Raw genomic sequence first — 16,049 nt, 5'->3', positions numbered from 1 at the left:
TGACTCCGCGTACGCGAGGAGCCGATGAGCAGGTGTCGCACCATAATTCGACCACGTTCGACCGCCCCATCTTCGACCAGGAACGCGCCGAGTCTGCCGTCCGCGAGCTACTGATCGCCGTCGGGGAGGACCCCGACCGGCACGGCCTGGAAGCTACGCCCGCCCGGGTGGCGCGCGCTTACAAGGAGTTGTTCGCCGGCCTGTACACCGATCCGGATTCGGTGCTGGACACCACTTTTGACGAGCAGCATGACGAGCTCGTGCTGGTCAAGCAGATCCCGATGTACTCCACGTGCGAACACCATTTGGTGTCGTTCCACGGGGTGGCCCACGTCGGCTACATCCCCGGAGTGGACGGCCGGGTCACCGGATTGTCCAAGATCGCCCGACTGGTCGATCTCTACGCGAAACGCCCACAGGTACAGGAGCGGTTGACCGCGCAGATCGCCGACGCGCTGATGCGCAAGCTGAACCCGCGCGGGGCGATCGTGGTCGTCGAGGCCGAACATCTGTGCATGGCGATGCGCGGAGTCCGCAAACCGGGCGCAATCACCACCACCTCGGCGGTGCGTGGTCAGTTCAAGACCGACAAGGCGTCGCGGGCCGAGGCGCTGGATCTCATCCTGCGGAGGTGAGCCCGACGCGCGTGCAGGTGATGGGGGTCGTCAACGTGACTGACGATTCCTTCTCCGACGGGGGACTGTTCCTCGACCGCGACCGCGCCGTCGAACACGGGCTTGCCCTTGCGGCCGAAGGCGCCGCGATCATCGACGTCGGCGGCGAGTCCACGCGCCCCGGCGCCACCCGTATCGAGCCACGAATCGAATCGGCCCGCGTGCTGCCGGTGATCAAAGAACTTGCCGGACAAGGGATCACCGTCAGCATCGACACCATGCACGCCGAAGTGGCACAGGCAGCACTGGAAAACGGCGCCCAGATCGTCAACGACGTGTCCGGCGGGCGCGCCGATTCGAACATGGCGGCGCTGGTGGCCGACGCGAAAGTGCCGTGGGTGCTGATGCACTGGCGTTCGGTCGGGACCGCTCGGCCGCACGAGGTGCCCGGCTACGGCGATGTGGTCACCGAGGTGCGCGACGAACTGCTGGCGAGCGTGGACGCCGCCGTGCAGGCCGGTGTCGACCCGGCAAGGTTGATCATCGACCCCGGCCTCGGGTTCGCCAAGACGGCACAACACAATTGGGCGTTGCTGCGCGCGCTGCCACAATTCGTCGCAACAGGGATACCGGTGCTCGTCGGGGCGTCTCGCAAGCGTTTCCTCGGCACCCTGCTGGCCGGTGCCGACGGTGCCCCTCGGGCGCCGGACGGCAGGGAAACCGCCACTGCGGTGATCTCGGCGCTGGCGGCAATGAACGGCGCATGGGGGGTGCGGGTGCACGACGTGCAGGCGTCGGTCGATGCGCTCAAGGTGCTCGAGGCCTGGATCGGCTAGGCATGGCTGATCGGATCGAGTTACGCGGCTTGAAGGTTCGCGGTCACCACGGTGTCTACGACCACGAGCGGCGCGACGGGCAGGACTTCATCGTCGACGTCACGGTGTGGATTGACCTTGCGGCCGCCGCGGCAAGCGACGACCTGGCAGACACCCTGGACTATGGCGCATTGGCGCAACGGGCCGCCGGCATCGTCTCGGGGCCGCCGCGCAAGCTCATCGAAACGGTCGCAGGCGAGATCGCCGATGACGTGATGACCGACGACCGTGTGCACGCCGTCGAGGTGGTGGTGCACAAGCCGGGGGCGCCGATTCCGTTGACATTCTCGGACGTGGCGGTCACGGCAAGGCGGTCCCGTCGCGGCGGCCGCGGGCGAGCGGGAGTCGAGGCATGACTTCAGTGGTGCTGTCCATCGGGTCCAACATCGGCGATCGGCGCGCGCGCCTGCAGTCGGTGGTCGATGGGCTCGACGGCGCGGTGCGTGCGGTGTCGCCGGTGTACGAGACGGCCGCGTGGGGAGGTGTCGAACAGGGCCCGTTCCTGAACGCGGTGCTGATCGCCGACGACCCGGTGCTGGACTGCCACGGTTGGCTGCGTCGGGCCCACGAGCTGGAAGCGGCCGCCGACCGGGTCCGTACGCAGCGGTGGGGTCCGCGCACCCTCGACGTGGATCTCGTCGCATGCCATGACGGTCGGCGCGAAGTGACGTCGCAGGACGCCGACCTCACGCTGCCGCACCCGCTGGCGCATCAGCGGGCGTTCGTGCTGATTCCATGGCTGGCGGTGGACCCGGACGCGACGCTGACCGTCGCGGGCCGTCCCCGCGCGGTTGCGGACCTTCTCGACGATCTGGCTCAGGTCGAGCGCGACGGCGTCCGTCGCACCGAGGTGGCACTGGGCTGATGGGACCCACCCGCAAGCGTGACCTGACGGCCGCGGCAGTGCTCGCTGCCGTGGCGGGCTACCTGGTGGTGGTGCTGGTGTACCGCTACTTTCCGCCCATCGATGTGTGGACCGGTGTATCGCTTCTGGCCGTCGCCGTCGGCGAGGCCGGCTGGGCCTTCTATGTGCGGAACAAGATCAACGAGGGCGAGATCGGCGACGCGCGCGGGTGGCTTCATCCGCTTGCGGTGGCGCGGTCGGTGTTGATCGCGAAGGCATCGGCATGGGTGGGTGCGTTGGTACTCGGCTGGTGGGTCGCGGTGCTCGTTTACCTGTTGCCGCGCCGCAGCACGCTGAGGGTCGCGGGCGAGGACACCGCGGGCGCGGTGGTGGCCGCATTGAGCGCGCTCGCGCTGGTGATTGCCGCGCTGTGGTTACAGCATTGCTGCAAGTCACCAGTGGAGCCGCCGGACAACGCAGACGGCGCAACCGAGTAGCTGACCGGCGGCGTTGGCCGGCCGAATCGCCGAATGGGTCGACACGCGAGCCGACCTGTGGCGGGTACAGTCGGCCCATGGCCGATCTGTCTCGCGGTACGCGCTCCCGGCGCGCTGTCCGCAGGCCGGGTTGGGTGCTGCTGACGGTGTTGCTGGTGCTCGCTATCGGGGCGAGCTCGGCGCTGGTGTTCACCAACAAGGTGGAATTGCTGAAGCTGGCCGTCATCTTGGCGTTGTGGGCGGCGGTGGTGGCCGCATTCGTATCGGTGATCTACCGCAGGCAAAGCGACATCGACCAGGCCAAGGTGCGAGACCTGAAGCTGGTGTACGACTTGCAGTTAGACCGCGAGATCTCCGCGCGCCGTGAGTACGAGTTGACGGTGGAAACCCAGTTGCGCCGCGAGTTGACGTCGGAGATCCGGGCGCAAGCCGCCGACGAGGTCGCCGGCCTGCGGGCCGAATTGGCTGCCCTGCGGGCCAATTTGGAGATTCTGTTCGATGCCGATCTGTCGCATCGGCCGGCGCTGGAAACCGATCGCAGCCGTGGCTACGGCGATTGGCCGCGCAGCACGGAGGCGGGACGGGTCAAGGCGAGCCGGATCGACACCGAAGACCGCGAGGACCTCGACGCCAACACCGAGGAAAGCCCGATCATCGACGTGCCCGCCGAACCGGAGTCCGATTGGGCGCCGCCTGTCGACGGCGGAGCGCATCGCAGGCCCTCGGAGACGGAACAGGAGAGAGGGCGGCGTCACCGCGCCGAAGAGCAGTCGCGTGCATACGTGCCACCGCCATCAGCGGCCGAGACGACGACCCAATTCACTTGGGAGCCACCGCAACAGGAGCGGCCCCCCGCTGCGCCGCCGGAACCGGCGCCGCAGCCACCGCCACCGCCGCCGCGGCCCGAGCCGACGCAGGAACCCACGCCGGAGCCGGAACCGGTTGCGCAGGGCGAGGATTGGCAGCCCGCACCCGCCGAGGGCCAGTGGATTCCTGCAGGCGCACCCGGCAGCAACTGGGTGGCGCCCCCGGTGCCGGAGCCCGCAGCCGAGAACGGTGCGCAGGGTGAGTACGTCGGCAGGCGGCGGGCATCCGAGCCTGCGATGCAGACCCCGCCCGACGAATCACGCCGCGGTCGCCACTCCGCCCCGGCGGACGCGGTTGATCCCGGCCGCCCGCCGGCGCCACCCACCCTGCACACCGAACCGCGACAACCGGAGCCAGAGCCCGCTGAGGAAGAGCAGGACGGTCCGCGAGAAGGCCGGCGGCACCGCAGCGCGGAGGACACCGGTGGCCAGTCGGTTGCCGATCTGCTGGCCAGACTCCAGGCCACCCCCACCGGAGGCGGTCGTCGCAGGCGCCGCGACGAGTGAGTTAGGCTCGTTGCGACCGTCCGGTACCCGCAACGCAGGACCGGAACGAAGAGCCCACGATATTTTGCGAGGTCGTCTGCAATGGAGCAGTCCCCAGCGCACGCGCGGGGTCCCGAGGCAGGACTGCGCCCGGCGCGGCTCACGATCGGCATCATCTCCGCTGGTCGGGTCGGCACGGCACTCGGTGTCGCGCTGGAGCGCGCCGAGCACGTGGTGGTCGCCTGCAGCGCCATCTCGCATGCGTCGCGGCAACGTGCCGAGCGCAGGCTGCCCGACACCGCGGTGCTGCCGCCCGATGAGGTGGCGCGCCGCGCCGAACTTCTGCTGCTGGCTGTTCCCGACGCCGAATTACCGGGCCTGGTGCGCGGCCTCGCCGCGACCTCAGCTGTCCGACCGGGGACGATCGTGGCCCACACGTCCGGTGCCAACGGCATTCGAGTGCTTGCGCCGCTGACCGAACAGGACTGCATCCCGCTGGCCATCCATCCCGCGATGACATTCACGGGATCGGACGAGGACATCGCCCGGCTCTCCGAAACCTGTTTCGGGGTGACGGCCGCAGACGAGGTCGGATATGCGATCGCCCAGTCATTGGTGCTCGAGATCGGCGGCGAACCGTTCCGGGTCCGCGAGGACGCGCGCACGCTGTATCACGCGGCGTTGGCGCATGCGAGTAACCATGTGGTGACCGTGATGCTGGACGCGGTCGAGGCGTTGCGGGCGGCGCTGTGGGGTCAGGAGTTGTTGGGGCAGGAATTGGTTGGTGACGCGCCGGGCGGCATCGCCGAGCGTGTGATCGGCCCTCTGGCCCGCGCGTCGCTGGAAAACTCGCTGCAACGGGGACAGGCGGCACTGACCGGCCCCGTGGCACGCGGCGACGCGGATGCGGTCGCGGGTCACCTGCGTGCGCTCGCCGAAGTGGATCCCCAACTGGCGCAAGCATATCGAGCCAACTCCCTACGCACTGCGCAGCGTGCGCGCGCCCCCAAGGAAGTGTTCGCAGTGTTTTCCGACCCTTCGGGACCATCATGACCAAGCCACGGTTCGCTCCGGGCGAACTCAACGTCTACTCCAGCCCCCGTGACGTTTCCGACGTGACGAAGGCCTTGCGCGCGACCGGGCGCAGAGTGATGTTGGTGCCGACGATGGGTGCGTTGCACGAAGGCCACCTGACCCTGGTGCGGTCTGCCAAGCGGGTTCAGGGCGCCGTGGTCGTGGTGTCGATCTTTGTGAACCCGTTGCAGTTCGGCGCCGGTGAAGACCTCGAGGCATACCCGCGCACGCTCGACGACGACCTCGCAGCGCTGCGCGCCGAAGGCGTCGGAATCGCGTTCACCCCGACGGCAGCCGACATGTACCCAGACGGTAGGCGCACCTCCGTACTCCCCGGCCCACTTGGGGCCGAACTCGAGGGTGCCGCCCGCCCAACGCATTTCGCCGGTGTGCTGACCGTCGTGCTCAAGCTGCTGCAGATCACCCATCCCGATCGCGCGTTCTTCGGCGAAAAGGATTATCAGCAGCTGGTGGTGATCCGGCAGATGGTCGCCGATCTCAACCTCGACACACAGATCGTCGGCGTGCCGATCGTCAGAGAAGCCGACGGGCTGGCCATGTCGTCGCGCAACCGCTATCTCAACGAGGACGAACGCGAGCAGGCCGGCGCGCTGTCGGCCGCGCTGCTGGCGGGCATGTACGCCGCATCGGGTGGCGTCGCCGCGGCGCTGGACGCCGCCCGCGCCGTGCTGGATGAGGTGCCCGCCATCGAGGTCGACTACCTCGAAGTGCGCGATCCGCTACTCGGCCCCCCACCCGCGGAAGGGATCGCGCGCATGCTCATCGCCGCCCGACTGGGAGGCACCCGACTTCTCGACAACATCGCCATCGATGTCGGCGCCACCGCCGCCACCGACGGACACCCGCGTGTCGACGCGCCCGGATCAAGTCCCATTGCCGGCTCGGCCAGCGGGCACGAATTACCCTGGAGGAATTGATGTTGCGGACCATGCTCAAATCAAAGATCCACCGCGCCACGGTCACCCAGGCCGACCTGCATTACGTGGGATCGGTGACCATCGATGCCGATCTGATGGACGCGGCCGACCTGCTGGAGGGCGAGCAGGTCACGATCGTCGACATCGACAACGGCGCGCGGCTTGTCACCTATGCGATCACCGGTGAGCGCGGCAGCGGCGTGATCGGGATCAACGGCGCCGCAGCGCATCTCGTACACCCCGGTGATCTGGTGATCCTGATCGCCTACGCCACCATGGCGGACGCCGAAGCCAGGGCCTATCAGCCGCGCGTGGTGTTCGTCGACGCCCACAACAAGCAGATCGACCTGGGCAGTGACCTCGCCCACGTGCCGGCCGATGCGGCCGAGCTGATGTCGCCACGGTGAGCCTGTGCTTCTCGCAATCGACGTCCGTAACACGCACACCGTCGTCGGCCTGATATCCGGTTCGGGCGACCACGCGAAAGTGGTGCAGCACTGGCGAATTCGCACCGAATCCGAGGTCACCTCCGATGAGCTGGCACTCACCATCGACGGGCTGATCGGTGACGACTCCGAACGTCTGACCGGTGCCACGGGGCTTTCGACCGTGCCGTCCGTGTTGCATGAGGTCCGGCTGATGCTCGAGCAGTACTGGCCATCAGTGCCGCACGTGTTGATCGAGCCCGGTGTGCGCACCGGCATTCCGCTGCTTGTCGACAACCCCAAAGAAGTCGGCGCCGACCGGATCGTCAACTGCCTTGCGGCCTACCACAAGTTCGGCTCCGCAGCGATCGTCGTCGACTTCGGCTCGTCCATCTGTGTTGACGTGGTATCCGCGAAAGGTGAATTCCTTGGCGGGGCAATCGCTCCCGGCGTTCAGGTGTCTTCCGATGCGGCCGCCGCGCGGTCGGCGGCGTTGCGCCGCGTGGAGCTGACCCGGCCGCGTTCTGTGGTCGGCAAGAACACCGTCGAGTGCATGCAGGCGGGTGCGGTCTTCGGATTCGCCGGTCTGGTCGACGGATTGGTCAACCGGATCCGCGAGGACGTCGACGGGTTCGCGGGCGACGACGTCGCGGTTTTGGCCACCGGCCACACCGCCCCGCTGGTGTTGCCCGACCTGCACACGGTCGACAAGTACGACCGACACCTCACGCTGGACGGCCTGCGGCTGGTGTTCGAGCGCAACCGCGACAGCAACCGCGGCAGGCTCAAGCAGGCCCGCTAGACGGCCGAGCGGCCTGCTGGCCAGGGCCGCTCAGAAGTACGTGCCACTTGTCGAACACCGTGCACGGGTGCGAGATGCCGAAGCCGAGCCAGCTGCCGACCTGAACGCTGTCGGCGCCTCCCAGCTGTAGATAGGCGTGCTGATCGTTGAGCTTGCTCACCACGCTGTCGGCGCGTAGCACGCAGACGGGTCCGATGACGCCCGCCTCGAACAGATCAGGGGCCTGCGCGCAGACATCACGCGGCGTGCTGCCCCACCACGCCGACGGCATCCCCTTGAATCGCCAGTCGATCGGTTCGTCGGCAAGGGCCGTCACTGCAGCGGCGTCGATCGCGGCGGTCATGGATTGATTTAAGCTGGCAGGTCGTGACCTCACCTGATCAGCCCACTCCCGAGTCCGGAGCGGCAACGGCCGCGACATCCGACTCCGACGTCCCCGAGCAGTTCCGGATTCGGCAGGCCAAGCGCGAACGGTTGCTTGCCGAGGGCCGTGAGCCCTACCCGGTCGAGGTCGCCCGCACCCATACGCTGGCCGAGATCCGGCGGGCCTACCCGAACCTGGAGGCCAACACCGAGACCGGCCAGATCGTCGGCGTCGCAGGCAGGGTGATGTTCGCCCGCAACTCAGGAAAGCTGTGTTTTTCCACGCTGCAGGAGGGTGACGGGACCCAACTGCAGTTGATGCTCAGCCTCGACCGAGTCGGACAGGAATCACTCGACGCCTGGAAATCCGACGTCGACCTCGGCGACCTCGTGTACGCGCACGGCGAGGTGATCAGCTCTCGCCGCGGAGAATTGTCTGTGCTTGCCGATTCCTGGCAAATCATTTCCAAGGCGCTGCGGCCACTGCCGGTCGCTCACAAAGAGATGAGCGAAGAGGCGCGCGTGCGGCAGCGCTATGTCGATCTGATCGTTCGTCCGGAGGCCCGCACAATTGCCCGGCAGCGGGTCGCGGTGGTGCGCGCTGTCCGGTCGGCGCTCCACCGGCGCGGTTTTCTCGAAGTCGAGACGCCAATGTTGCAGACGTTGGCAGGCGGTGCGGCCGCCAGACCGTTCGTCACGCACTCCAATGCGCTCGATGCCGACCTCTACCTTCGCATCGCACCGGAACTGTTCCTCAAGCGTTGCTTGGTGGGCGGATTCGAGCGTGTCTTCGAGCTGAATCGAGTGTTCAGAAACGAAGGTGCGGATTGGACGCATTCGCCGGAATTCGCGATGCTCGAGACATATCAGGCCTACGGAACCTACGACGATTCCGCCGTCATGACACGCGAGATTATTCAGGAGGTCGCCGACGAAGCGATCGGCACCAGAAGGCTGCCATTGCCTGATGGCACCGTCTATGACGTCGACGGCGAATGGCGGACGATACAAATGTATCCATCGCTGTCGGAGGCACTCGGCGAAGAGATCACTCCGCAGACGACGGTTGAACACTTATGGCAGATCGCCGAGCGACTTGATGTCGAGATTCCGCGTGACCGTGGTTACGGACATGGGAAATTGGTTGAAGAACTATGGGAACACGCTGTCGGTAACAAGCTTTGGGCACCAACCTTCGTGCGCGATTTCCCGGTCGAGACGACGCCGCTGACCCGCTCTCATCGCAGCATTGACGGGGTAACCGAGAAGTGGGATCTCTACGTCCGCCGGATCGAACTGGCGACCGGTTACTCCGAGCTGATCGATCCTGTTATCCAACGGGAAAGGTTCGAAGCGCAGGCCCGCGCCGCGGCCGCCGGAGACGATGAGGCAATGGCTCTCGATGAAGATTTTTTGGCCGCATTGGAGTACGCGATGCCGCCCTCTACGGGCACCGGAATGGGTATCGATCGGTTGTTGATGGCATTGACGGGCCTGTCGATTCGAGAGACGGTTTTGTTCCCGATTGTTCGCCGCCACGGCAACTGATCTGCTTCGATTGAGATTTTTTCTGAAGTTGTTGAATGGTATCCGTTCTTATGGCACATTGGTGCCGGGGGTTCGAGGGGCGGCTAAACTACTGATCTAGTGCTCAACCAGAAGGGCAGTGTGGGGTAATGGCCAAGAAAGTGACCGTCACGCTCGTCGATGATTTTGACGGCGAAGGCGCAGCCGATGAGACGGTTGAATTCGGGCTCGACGGGGTGAGCTATGAGATCGACCTTTCTTCCAAGAATGCCGCAAAGCTTCGTAGCGAGTTGAAGCAATGGGTCGACGCAGGCCGCCGGGTGGGCGGCCGCAGGCGTGGCCGCTCGGCGGGCTCTGGCCGCGGCAGAGCGGCAATCGATCGCGAACAGAGCGCGGCGATCCGGGAATGGGCCCGCCGCAACGGACACAACGTGTCCACCCGCGGTCGGATCCCCGCCGATGTCATCGACGCGTTCCATGCGGCAACATAATCGGTAGTTGCCAGACCAACATGATGCCGAAAGGGGCACGCGAGCGCCGCGGTTGATTGCCTTTCGCTAGTGGCGAACCAGCAGCGGCCGGACATCGGAAACGTTTTCTCCACCTGTGGCGTTGCTAAGAGCGGCGCCGGGTACAGGGCCTATGGCGCCGACAACCGCCGGCGTATCGCTTTTTGAACAGTGCAAGCAGGCAGCGCAGCGGCGGCGGTCGCCCACTAGACTTGGGTGACGGGTCCGGGCGCGGTAAGCCGCGAAAGAACCCGTACCTATTTGATGGAGAGCAGGTAACCACCGATGTTTGAGAGATTTACCGACCGCGCCCGCAGGGTCGTCGTCCTGGCTCAAGAAGAAGCCCGGATGCTCAACCACAACTACATCGGCACCGAGCACATCCTGTTGGGACTTATTCACGAGGGTGAGGGTGTAGCCGCCAAGTCGCTCGAGTCGCTTGGCATCTCGCTCGAGGGCGTCCGCAGCCAGGTCGAGGAGATCATCGGCCAGGGCCAGCAGGCGCCGTCGGGTCACATCCCGTTCACCCCGCGCGCCAAGAAGGTGCTGGAGCTGAGCCTGCGCGAGGCGCTGCAGCTCGGCCACAACTACATCGGCACCGAGCACATCCTGCTCGGCCTGATCCGTGAGGGCGAGGGCGTTGCCGCCCAGGTGTTGGTGAAACTGGGCGCCGAGCTGACCAGGGTGCGCCAGCAGGTCATCCAGCTGCTGAGTGGATACCAGGGCAAGGAGACCGCGGAGGCCGGCACCGGCGGCCGCGGCGGGGAGGCGGGCAATCCGTCCACCTCACTGGTCCTCGACCAGTTCGGCCGCAACCTGACCGCCGCCGCGATGGAGGGCAAGCTCGACCCCGTCATCGGCCGCGAGAAGGAAATCGAGCGGGTGATGCAGGTGCTGAGCCGGCGCACCAAGAACAACCCGGTGCTGATCGGCGAGCCCGGCGTCGGCAAGACCGCCGTCGTCGAGGGCCTCGCACAGGCCATCGTGCACGGCGAGGTGCCGGAGACGCTGAAGGACAAGCAGCTCTACACCCTCGACCTGGGTTCGCTGGTGGCCGGCAGCCGCTACCGCGGTGATTTCGAGGAACGCCTGAAGAAGGTGCTCAAGGAGATCAACACCCGCGGCGACATCATCCTGTTCATCGACGAGCTGCACACGCTCGTCGGCGCGGGTGCCGCCGAGGGCGCCATCGACGCGGCCAGCATCCTGAAGCCGAAGCTGGCCCGCGGCGAGCTGCAGACCATCGGCGCCACCACGCTCGACGAGTACCGCAAGTACATCGAGAAGGACGCCGCGCTGGAGCGCCGCTTCCAGCCGGTGCAGGTCGGTGAGCCGACGGTCGAGCACACCATCGAGATCCTCAAGGGTCTGCGCGACCGGTACGAGGCGCACCATCGCGTCTCGATCACCGACAGCGCCATGGTGGCGGCCGCGACCCTGGCCGACCGCTACATCAACGACCGGTTCCTGCCGGACAAGGCGATCGACCTGATCGACGAGGCCGGCGCCCGGATGCGGATCCGCCGGATGACCGCACCGCCAGACCTGCGTGACTTCGACGAGAAGATCGCCGAGGCCCGGCGCGAGAAGGAGTCCGCGATCGACGCGCAGGACTTCGAGAAAGCGGCGAGCCTGCGCGACAAGGAGAAGCAACTGGTCGCTCAGCGCGCCGAGCGCGAGAAGCAGTGGCGCTCAGGCGATCTCGATGTAGTGGCCGAGGTCGACGACGAGCAGATCGCCGAGGTGCTCGGCAACTGGACCGGCATTCCCGTGTTCAAGCTGACCGAGGCCGAGACCACGCGTCTGCTGCGCATGGAAGACGAGCTGCACAAGCGGATCATCGGCCAGGAGGACGCCGTCAAGGCGGTCTCCAAGGCCATCCGGCGTACCCGCGCCGGGCTGAAGGATCCCAAGCGGCCGTCGGGCTCGTTCATCTTCGCCGGCCCGTCCGGTGTGGGTAAGACCGAGCTGTCCAAGGCGCTCGCGGAGTTTCTGTTCGGCGACGACGACGCGCTCATCCAGATCGACATGGGCGAGTTCCACGACCGCTTCACCGCCTCGCGGCTGTTCGGTGCCCCTCCGGGCTACGTCGGCTACGAGGAGGGCGGCCAGCTCACCGAGAAGGTGCGCCGCAAGCCGTTCAGCGTCGTGTTGTTCGACGAGATCGAGAAAGCCCACCAGGAGATCTACAACAGCCTGTTGCAGGTCCTCGAGGACGGCCGCCTCACCGACGGTCAGGGTCGCACGGTCGACTTCAAGAACACCGTGTTGATCTTCACCTCGAACCTCGGCACGTCGGATATCTCGAAGGCTGTCGGCCTCGGCTTCACCCAGGGCGGCGGCGAGAACAACTACGAGCGGATGAAGCAGAAGGTCAACGACGAGCTGAAGAAGCACTTCCGGCCGGAGTTCCTCAACCGCATCGACGACATCATCGTCTTCCACCAGCTGACTCGCGACGAGATCATCACGATGGTCGACCTGATGATCGGCCGGGTGGGCAAGCAGCTCAAGGGCAAGGACATGGCGATGGTCTTGACCGACAAGGCCAAGTCCCTGTTGGCTAAGCGTGGATTCGATCCCGTGCTCGGGGCCCGGCCGCTGCGCCGGACAATTCAGCGCGAGATCGAGGATGCGCTGTCGGAGAAGATTCTCTTCGAGGAGGTCGGACCCGGCCAGCTCGTCACCGTCGACGTGGATAACTGGGACGGCGAAGGCTCCGGCGAGGACGCGGTGTTCACGTTCACCGGAACGAAGAAGCCGGCCGAGCCCACCGAACCGGAACTGGAGAAGGCAGGAGCAGCGGGCGCACCCAGCGCCGCGGCCACTGAATAACACGACAAAACCGGAAAGGCCCCCGAATCGCATGGGTTTCGGGGGCCTTTGCGTCTGTTCGTCAGCCCGAATGCTTAGGATGCTGATGTAATCGACGGGCGAAGGAATCCTGGTGAAAATCCGGAACGGTCGCGCCACTGTGGACAGTCAGACCTGACGCCCGCCGTCGACCCCAAACTGGGACGCGAAATCCCGGAAAGGAAATCACATGACCTCTCCCGAGGCCCGCAAGTCCCGGACGTCTGTTGCCCCGGCAGTCGATCTTTCCTTGGCGAAGGCCGCGATGTGGCTGTCTCTCACCGCATTCCTCGCGTTGGTGGTGCTGTTCTTCGTGGGCCTGGACCAGGGCGCAACCTCGGTGTTCGGCGACAACATGTACGTGCACGAGTTCGTGCACGACGCCCGCCATCTGCTCGGCTTCCCCTGCCACTGACCGCAGGCGGCCCGAACCCAAATGGAAAAGCGAATAATCGGGCGCGGCCTGCTGGCCGGCGCTATCGGTGGCGTGTTGGCGTTCTTGTTCGCCCGGACTCTTGTCGAACCGGTCATCACCCGAGCCCTCGCGTACGAGGAGTCCCACGAGCACGGCCACGAGCACGGCGTAGAACTGTTCACCCGCGGAGTGCAGGCCAACGTGGGCATGGGGTTCGGCGTGCTGGCATTCAGCGTGGCGATGGGAGCGCTGTTCGCGGTGGTCTACTGCGTGGCCTACGGCAGGGTCGGCAACGTGTCACCGCGGGCGCTGTCGGTGTTGCTCGCCGGCGCAATGTTGTTGTCGCTTTACGTCATTCCCTTCCTGAAATACCCGCCGAACCCCCCCGCGGTCAGCCTCGAGGAGACCATCAGGCAGCGCACCCTGCTGTACTTGTTGATGGTGGTGCTGTCGGCGGCGCTGTTGGTGGCCGCCGTGTATCTGGGGCATCGTTTGGTGGCGCAGTTCGGGCAGTGGAGCGCGGCATTGATCGCCGGTGGCGGCTACGTCGTTGCGATTGCGGTGCTCATGCTGGTGTTGCCCACCATCGATGAGACGCCGCCCGACTTCCCCGCCGACGTGCTCTACGAGTTCCGGCTCTACTCGCTGGGCACTCAGTTGGTGCTGTGGGCGGTCATCGGCCTGGTGTTCGCGTCGATGGCGGACCGGCTACTCGGGGCACCGCGACGACGGGAGAGCGTCAGCGCGTGAGTGAAGTCGTCCGGCTCACGCTGGTATCGCACGCGATGACCGATGCGATGGCGGCCGGACGGTTTCCCACCGACGAACCGCTCAACGCGATCGGTCATCGTCAGGTGGACGCGTCCATCGACCTCGGCGTCACCGAGCGTGCGTACTGCGGACCCGAGAAGAGGACCCGGCAGACCGCGGAACTGCTCGGGCTGCACGCCACCGTCGAGGACCGGCTGGCCGATCTGGACTGCGGCCGTTGGCGCGGCGATGTGGTCGGCGGGGTGCAGCCCGATGATCTGGCGATCTGGTTGACCGATCCCACGCGCGCGCCGCATGGCGGTGAGTCGGTGGTCGAGCTGATCGACAGGGTGCGCGGGTGGATGGACTCATTGACCAGCCATCGCAGCCGGCTGGTCGCGGTCACCCACCCCGCGGTGGTGCGTGCCGCAATCCTGGTGGTGCTCAACGCGCCGCCGAAGTCGTTCTGGCGCATCGATATCGCGCCGGTGAGCCGCACGGTGATGCACTTCCGAGGGCACGCGTGGACCCTGCGTTCCAGCCTCTAGGTCAGGCCACCGGAATCAGATTGAACGCCTGCGTGACGATGGACAACAGCCAGGTCGCCGCGGTCGTGCTGCGATAGCGCGGCCAGTTCAGCTGGAAGCTGACCACCCACGACTGGCCCGTTCGGTCGACGGCGTACCAGCTGAAGGTCAAGTCCCCCGGCAGGTTTCCGCCCTTGGCGCCGATGTACGGCCACTTCGACCGGTCCAGGTCGATGCCGGGTATGGCGGAGAGAATCTGCTTCACCGGCGCGGCGGCCCCGACCGCCGCGGCCTGCAGTGCCGCGTGCACACGGCAGATGTCGGCCGCGCTGCCGTACCATTCGGCGCCGTAGCTGGAAGCCGGTGAGCTCGTCCGGGTCGGATCCGGTTGATAGGGGCGGGAATTTGTCTGCGCCAACAGCTGCGCCCGGCCTTGCGGGGTGGCCTGCGTCCACTGTTCACGCAGATCGGGTTCCCCCCAACCAATCGAGAACAGCTCGTGCATGGTCGGAAACGGGGTCATGCTGGCGGGGTCGTGGTGACCCGCGGCCACCAACGCGCGCTCGATCGCGTGCGGGGTCACCCGGCCGATCAACAGATCGGTGGCCATGTTGTCGCTCGCGGAGATCATCTCCTGCGCCGCTCTGCGTACCGACACCTTCCCGCCGGCGGGCAGGTCGTTGAGGTGAGCCGACCCGAGCTTCTTGGCCTCATCGGTGACCGTCAGGTCGTCGGTCCAGCGCAGCGTCCCGGCCTTTACCGCGTCGGCGACCGCGAGCAGCACATACAGCTTCATGATCGACGCCAGCGGCAATGAAAGGTCGGTGTTGGTGCCTGCAATGGGCGCGCATCCGCCGTCGTTCACCTTGGCGACCTGATACGAGTAGCGTGCCCCCGACTTCGTCAGTTCGGTGTCGATATCGGCCCACTTCTTGATCGCGGGCGGCTGCAGCGACACCTCGAAACGGTCGACGAGGCCTTCTGGGTTTGTCCGCAGTTGGATGTCCTGTGCCACGCCGTAGGACGTCAGCGTGTGCAGGGTCGCCAGACCCGCGCCGATGTCGATGCCCGCGACCGTGATCGGCCGATCCAGCCAGAGGTTGCCCATCGCGGAGGTGATCGGGTTGACCTGTTGTGGGGTGGCCATGGTGCGCACCCCGACGGTTCCGATCGGCCACTCGGAATTCAGCATGTCGATGGTCTGCTTGGCCCGCAGACCCTGCGGCGTATTGATCTCGATCGGCGCACCGTACGTCGTGTCCGCTACTGGAACGGGTGTGGTGGTCTTCGTGCAACCGGCCGTCAGGCCGAGGACAACGGCTGCCGACAGCGCGACCGTGGTGCGCGCGCTACGCCGCGCCTTACTTACCGGCGCCCGCAACGTCCAGGACAACCTCGAACTCGAGCAGTGATGCCCCGGTGGCCACCGGGTTGGCGGCTTGGCCCTTGTGCGCCTCGATGGCAGGGCCCGTCGCCCACGCCTGGAACGCCTCCTCGGACTCCCATTGCGTGACGACGAAGTAGCGGTCTTCGCCCTTCACCGGGCGCAACAGCTGGAAGCCGAGGAAACCGGGCTGGTTGTCGACGGCATGTGCGCGGTGTGCGAACCGCTTCTCCAGTTCCGGGCCGGCGTCCGGCGGGACCTCGATTGCGTTGATCTTCACCACAGGCATGTCGTTAGGCT

General features: G+C 66.3%; 19 protein-coding genes. 16 read left to right on the top strand and 3 right to left on the bottom strand.

All coding sequences use genetic code 11. The features are described from left to right. Positions 1-68: 68 nt before the first annotated feature. The 10 genes from folE (at position 69) to ACGFK1_RS13785 (ending at position 7,421) form a co-directional block, all read left to right on the top strand. Entirely contained in the window at positions 69-635 is a 567-nt protein-coding gene (gene folE, locus ACGFK1_RS13830) for a GTP cyclohydrolase I FolE (RefSeq protein ID WP_393430103.1), read from the top strand. Next, positions 632-1,450 carry a dihydropteroate synthase gene (gene folP, locus ACGFK1_RS13825; protein ID WP_393429518.1) on the top strand — a complete coding sequence of 273 codons (819 nt, stop codon included), beginning with the start codon at positions 632-634 and terminating at the stop codon, positions 1,448-1,450. Before folE ends, folP begins: the two co-directional genes overlap by 4 nt. 2 nt (positions 1,451-1,452) lie before the next feature. Continuing rightward, positions 1,453-1,845: a dihydroneopterin aldolase gene (gene folB, locus ACGFK1_RS13820; RefSeq protein WP_393429515.1), complete on the top strand. Its 393-nt coding sequence runs from the start codon at positions 1,453-1,455 to the stop codon at positions 1,843-1,845. Continuing rightward, the gene (folK, locus tag ACGFK1_RS13815; RefSeq protein WP_393429512.1) at positions 1,842-2,354 is read left to right on the top strand and encodes a 2-amino-4-hydroxy-6-hydroxymethyldihydropteridine diphosphokinase; all 513 of its coding nucleotides are present in this window, start codon (positions 1,842-1,844) and stop codon (positions 2,352-2,354) included. Before folB ends, folK begins: the two co-directional genes overlap by 4 nt. Continuing rightward, on the top strand, positions 2,354-2,830 hold the full coding sequence (locus ACGFK1_RS13810) for a DUF3180 domain-containing protein (RefSeq protein ID WP_393429509.1): 477 nt from the start codon (positions 2,354-2,356) through the stop codon (positions 2,828-2,830). The genes folK and ACGFK1_RS13810 overlap by 1 nt, the downstream gene beginning before the upstream one ends. A 77-nt stretch (positions 2,831-2,907) precedes the next feature. After that, the gene (locus ACGFK1_RS13805) at positions 2,908-4,203 is read left to right on the top strand and encodes a DUF6779 domain-containing protein (protein ID WP_393429506.1); all 1,296 of its coding nucleotides are present in this window, start codon (positions 2,908-2,910) and stop codon (positions 4,201-4,203) included. A gap of 81 nt (positions 4,204-4,284) precedes the next feature. Further along, positions 4,285-5,235 (top strand): Rossmann-like and DUF2520 domain-containing protein, encoded by a 951-nt coding sequence (locus tag ACGFK1_RS13800; protein ID WP_393429503.1) that lies wholly within the window; start codon positions 4,285-4,287, stop codon positions 5,233-5,235. Next, positions 5,232-6,194 carry a pantoate--beta-alanine ligase gene (panC, locus tag ACGFK1_RS13795; protein WP_393429500.1) on the top strand — a complete coding sequence of 321 codons (963 nt, stop codon included), beginning with the start codon at positions 5,232-5,234 and terminating at the stop codon, positions 6,192-6,194. Before ACGFK1_RS13800 ends, panC begins: the two co-directional genes overlap by 4 nt. Continuing rightward, on the top strand, positions 6,194-6,601 hold the full coding sequence (gene panD / locus ACGFK1_RS13790; protein ID WP_393430100.1) for an aspartate 1-decarboxylase: 408 nt from the start codon (positions 6,194-6,196) through the stop codon (positions 6,599-6,601). The genes panC and panD overlap by 1 nt, the downstream gene beginning before the upstream one ends. Before the next feature lie 4 nt (positions 6,602-6,605). After that, positions 6,606-7,421: a type III pantothenate kinase gene (locus ACGFK1_RS13785; RefSeq protein WP_393429497.1), complete on the top strand. Its 816-nt coding sequence runs from the start codon at positions 6,606-6,608 to the stop codon at positions 7,419-7,421. On the opposite strand, the gene ACGFK1_RS13780 is transcribed toward ACGFK1_RS13785, so the two are convergent. Beyond that, positions 7,405-7,764, bottom strand: a complete 360-nt coding sequence (locus ACGFK1_RS13780) for a hypothetical protein (protein ID WP_393429494.1) — start codon at positions 7,762-7,764, stop codon at positions 7,405-7,407. The genes ACGFK1_RS13785 and ACGFK1_RS13780 overlap by 17 nt on opposite strands. A 107-nt stretch (positions 7,765-7,871) precedes the next feature. On the opposite strand from ACGFK1_RS13780, the gene lysS reads away from it, so the two are divergent. From lysS to ACGFK1_RS13750, 6 genes are all read left to right on the top strand, one after another. Then, positions 7,872-9,332 (top strand): lysine--tRNA ligase, encoded by a 1,461-nt coding sequence (gene lysS / locus ACGFK1_RS13775; protein ID WP_393430097.1) that lies wholly within the window; start codon positions 7,872-7,874, stop codon positions 9,330-9,332. 128 nt (positions 9,333-9,460) lie between these two features. Next, a complete protein-coding gene (gene lsr2, locus ACGFK1_RS13770; protein ID WP_393429491.1) occupies positions 9,461-9,802 on the top strand; it encodes a histone-like nucleoid-structuring protein Lsr2 in 342 nt (113 codons plus the stop codon). 303 nt (positions 9,803-10,105) lie between these two features. Continuing rightward, entirely contained in the window at positions 10,106-12,655 is a 2,550-nt protein-coding gene (clpC1, locus tag ACGFK1_RS13765) for an ATP-dependent protease ATP-binding subunit ClpC (protein ID WP_393429487.1), read from the top strand. A gap of 208 nt (positions 12,656-12,863) precedes the next feature. Beyond that, positions 12,864-13,088, top strand: a complete 225-nt coding sequence (locus tag ACGFK1_RS13760; protein WP_393429484.1) for a CbtB domain-containing protein — start codon at positions 12,864-12,866, stop codon at positions 13,086-13,088. 21 nt (positions 13,089-13,109) lie between these two features. Further along, entirely contained in the window at positions 13,110-13,838 is a 729-nt protein-coding gene (locus tag ACGFK1_RS13755; protein ID WP_393429481.1) for a CbtA family protein, read from the top strand. Beyond that, entirely contained in the window at positions 13,835-14,386 is a 552-nt protein-coding gene (locus tag ACGFK1_RS13750; RefSeq protein ID WP_393429478.1) for a histidine phosphatase family protein, read from the top strand. The genes ACGFK1_RS13755 and ACGFK1_RS13750 overlap by 4 nt, the downstream gene beginning before the upstream one ends. 1 nt (position 14,387) lies before the next feature. Here the strand turns inward: ACGFK1_RS13750 and ACGFK1_RS13745 are convergent, their stop codons facing one another. Both ACGFK1_RS13745 and mhuD read right to left on the bottom strand, forming a co-directional pair. Further along, the gene (locus ACGFK1_RS13745; RefSeq protein WP_393429475.1) at positions 14,388-15,746 is read right to left on the bottom strand and encodes a serine hydrolase; all 1,359 of its coding nucleotides are present in this window, start codon (positions 15,744-15,746) and stop codon (positions 14,388-14,390) included. After that, a complete protein-coding gene (mhuD, locus tag ACGFK1_RS13740) occupies positions 15,727-16,038 on the bottom strand; it encodes a mycobilin-forming heme oxygenase MhuD (RefSeq protein ID WP_067796101.1) in 312 nt (103 codons plus the stop codon). Before mhuD ends, ACGFK1_RS13745 begins: the two co-directional genes overlap by 20 nt. Positions 16,039-16,049: the final 11 nt, after the last annotated feature.

Origin of the sequence: Mycobacterium sp. NPDC048908, assembly GCF_043197955.1 — a bacterium.
Lineage (GTDB): Bacteria > Actinomycetota > Actinomycetes > Mycobacteriales > Mycobacteriaceae > Mycobacterium.
This window is presented reverse-complemented; position numbering and strand designations above follow the sequence as displayed.

What these genes read in the sequence shown, in the direction of transcription:
- folB (WP_393429515.1), top strand. Translation starts at nt 1,453, where the DNA reads ATGGCTGATCGGATCGAGTTACGCGGCTTGAAGGTTCGCGGTCACCAC.
- folK (WP_393429512.1), top strand. Translation starts at nt 1,842, where the DNA reads ATGACTTCAGTGGTGCTGTCCATCGGGTCCAACATCGGCGATCGGCGC.
- ACGFK1_RS13810 (WP_393429509.1), top strand. Translation starts at nt 2,354, where the DNA reads ATGGGACCCACCCGCAAGCGTGACCTGACGGCCGCGGCAGTGCTCGCT.
- ACGFK1_RS13805 (WP_393429506.1), top strand. Translation starts at nt 2,908, where the DNA reads ATGGCCGATCTGTCTCGCGGTACGCGCTCCCGGCGCGCTGTCCGCAGG.
- ACGFK1_RS13800 (WP_393429503.1), top strand. Translation starts at nt 4,285, where the DNA reads ATGGAGCAGTCCCCAGCGCACGCGCGGGGTCCCGAGGCAGGACTGCGC.
- panC (WP_393429500.1), top strand. Translation starts at nt 5,232, where the DNA reads ATGACCAAGCCACGGTTCGCTCCGGGCGAACTCAACGTCTACTCCAGC.
- panD (WP_393430100.1), top strand. Translation starts at nt 6,194, where the DNA reads ATGTTGCGGACCATGCTCAAATCAAAGATCCACCGCGCCACGGTCACC.
- ACGFK1_RS13780 (WP_393429494.1), bottom strand. Translation starts at nt 7,764, where the DNA reads ATGACCGCCGCGATCGACGCCGCTGCAGTGACGGCCCTTGCCGACGAA.
- lsr2 (WP_393429491.1), top strand. Translation starts at nt 9,461, where the DNA reads ATGGCCAAGAAAGTGACCGTCACGCTCGTCGATGATTTTGACGGCGAA.
- clpC1 (WP_393429487.1), top strand. Translation starts at nt 10,106, where the DNA reads ATGTTTGAGAGATTTACCGACCGCGCCCGCAGGGTCGTCGTCCTGGCT.
- ACGFK1_RS13760 (WP_393429484.1), top strand. Translation starts at nt 12,864, where the DNA reads ATGACCTCTCCCGAGGCCCGCAAGTCCCGGACGTCTGTTGCCCCGGCA.
- ACGFK1_RS13755 (WP_393429481.1), top strand. Translation starts at nt 13,110, where the DNA reads ATGGAAAAGCGAATAATCGGGCGCGGCCTGCTGGCCGGCGCTATCGGT.
- mhuD (WP_067796101.1), bottom strand. Translation starts at nt 16,038, where the DNA reads ATGCCTGTGGTGAAGATCAACGCAATCGAGGTCCCGCCGGACGCCGGC.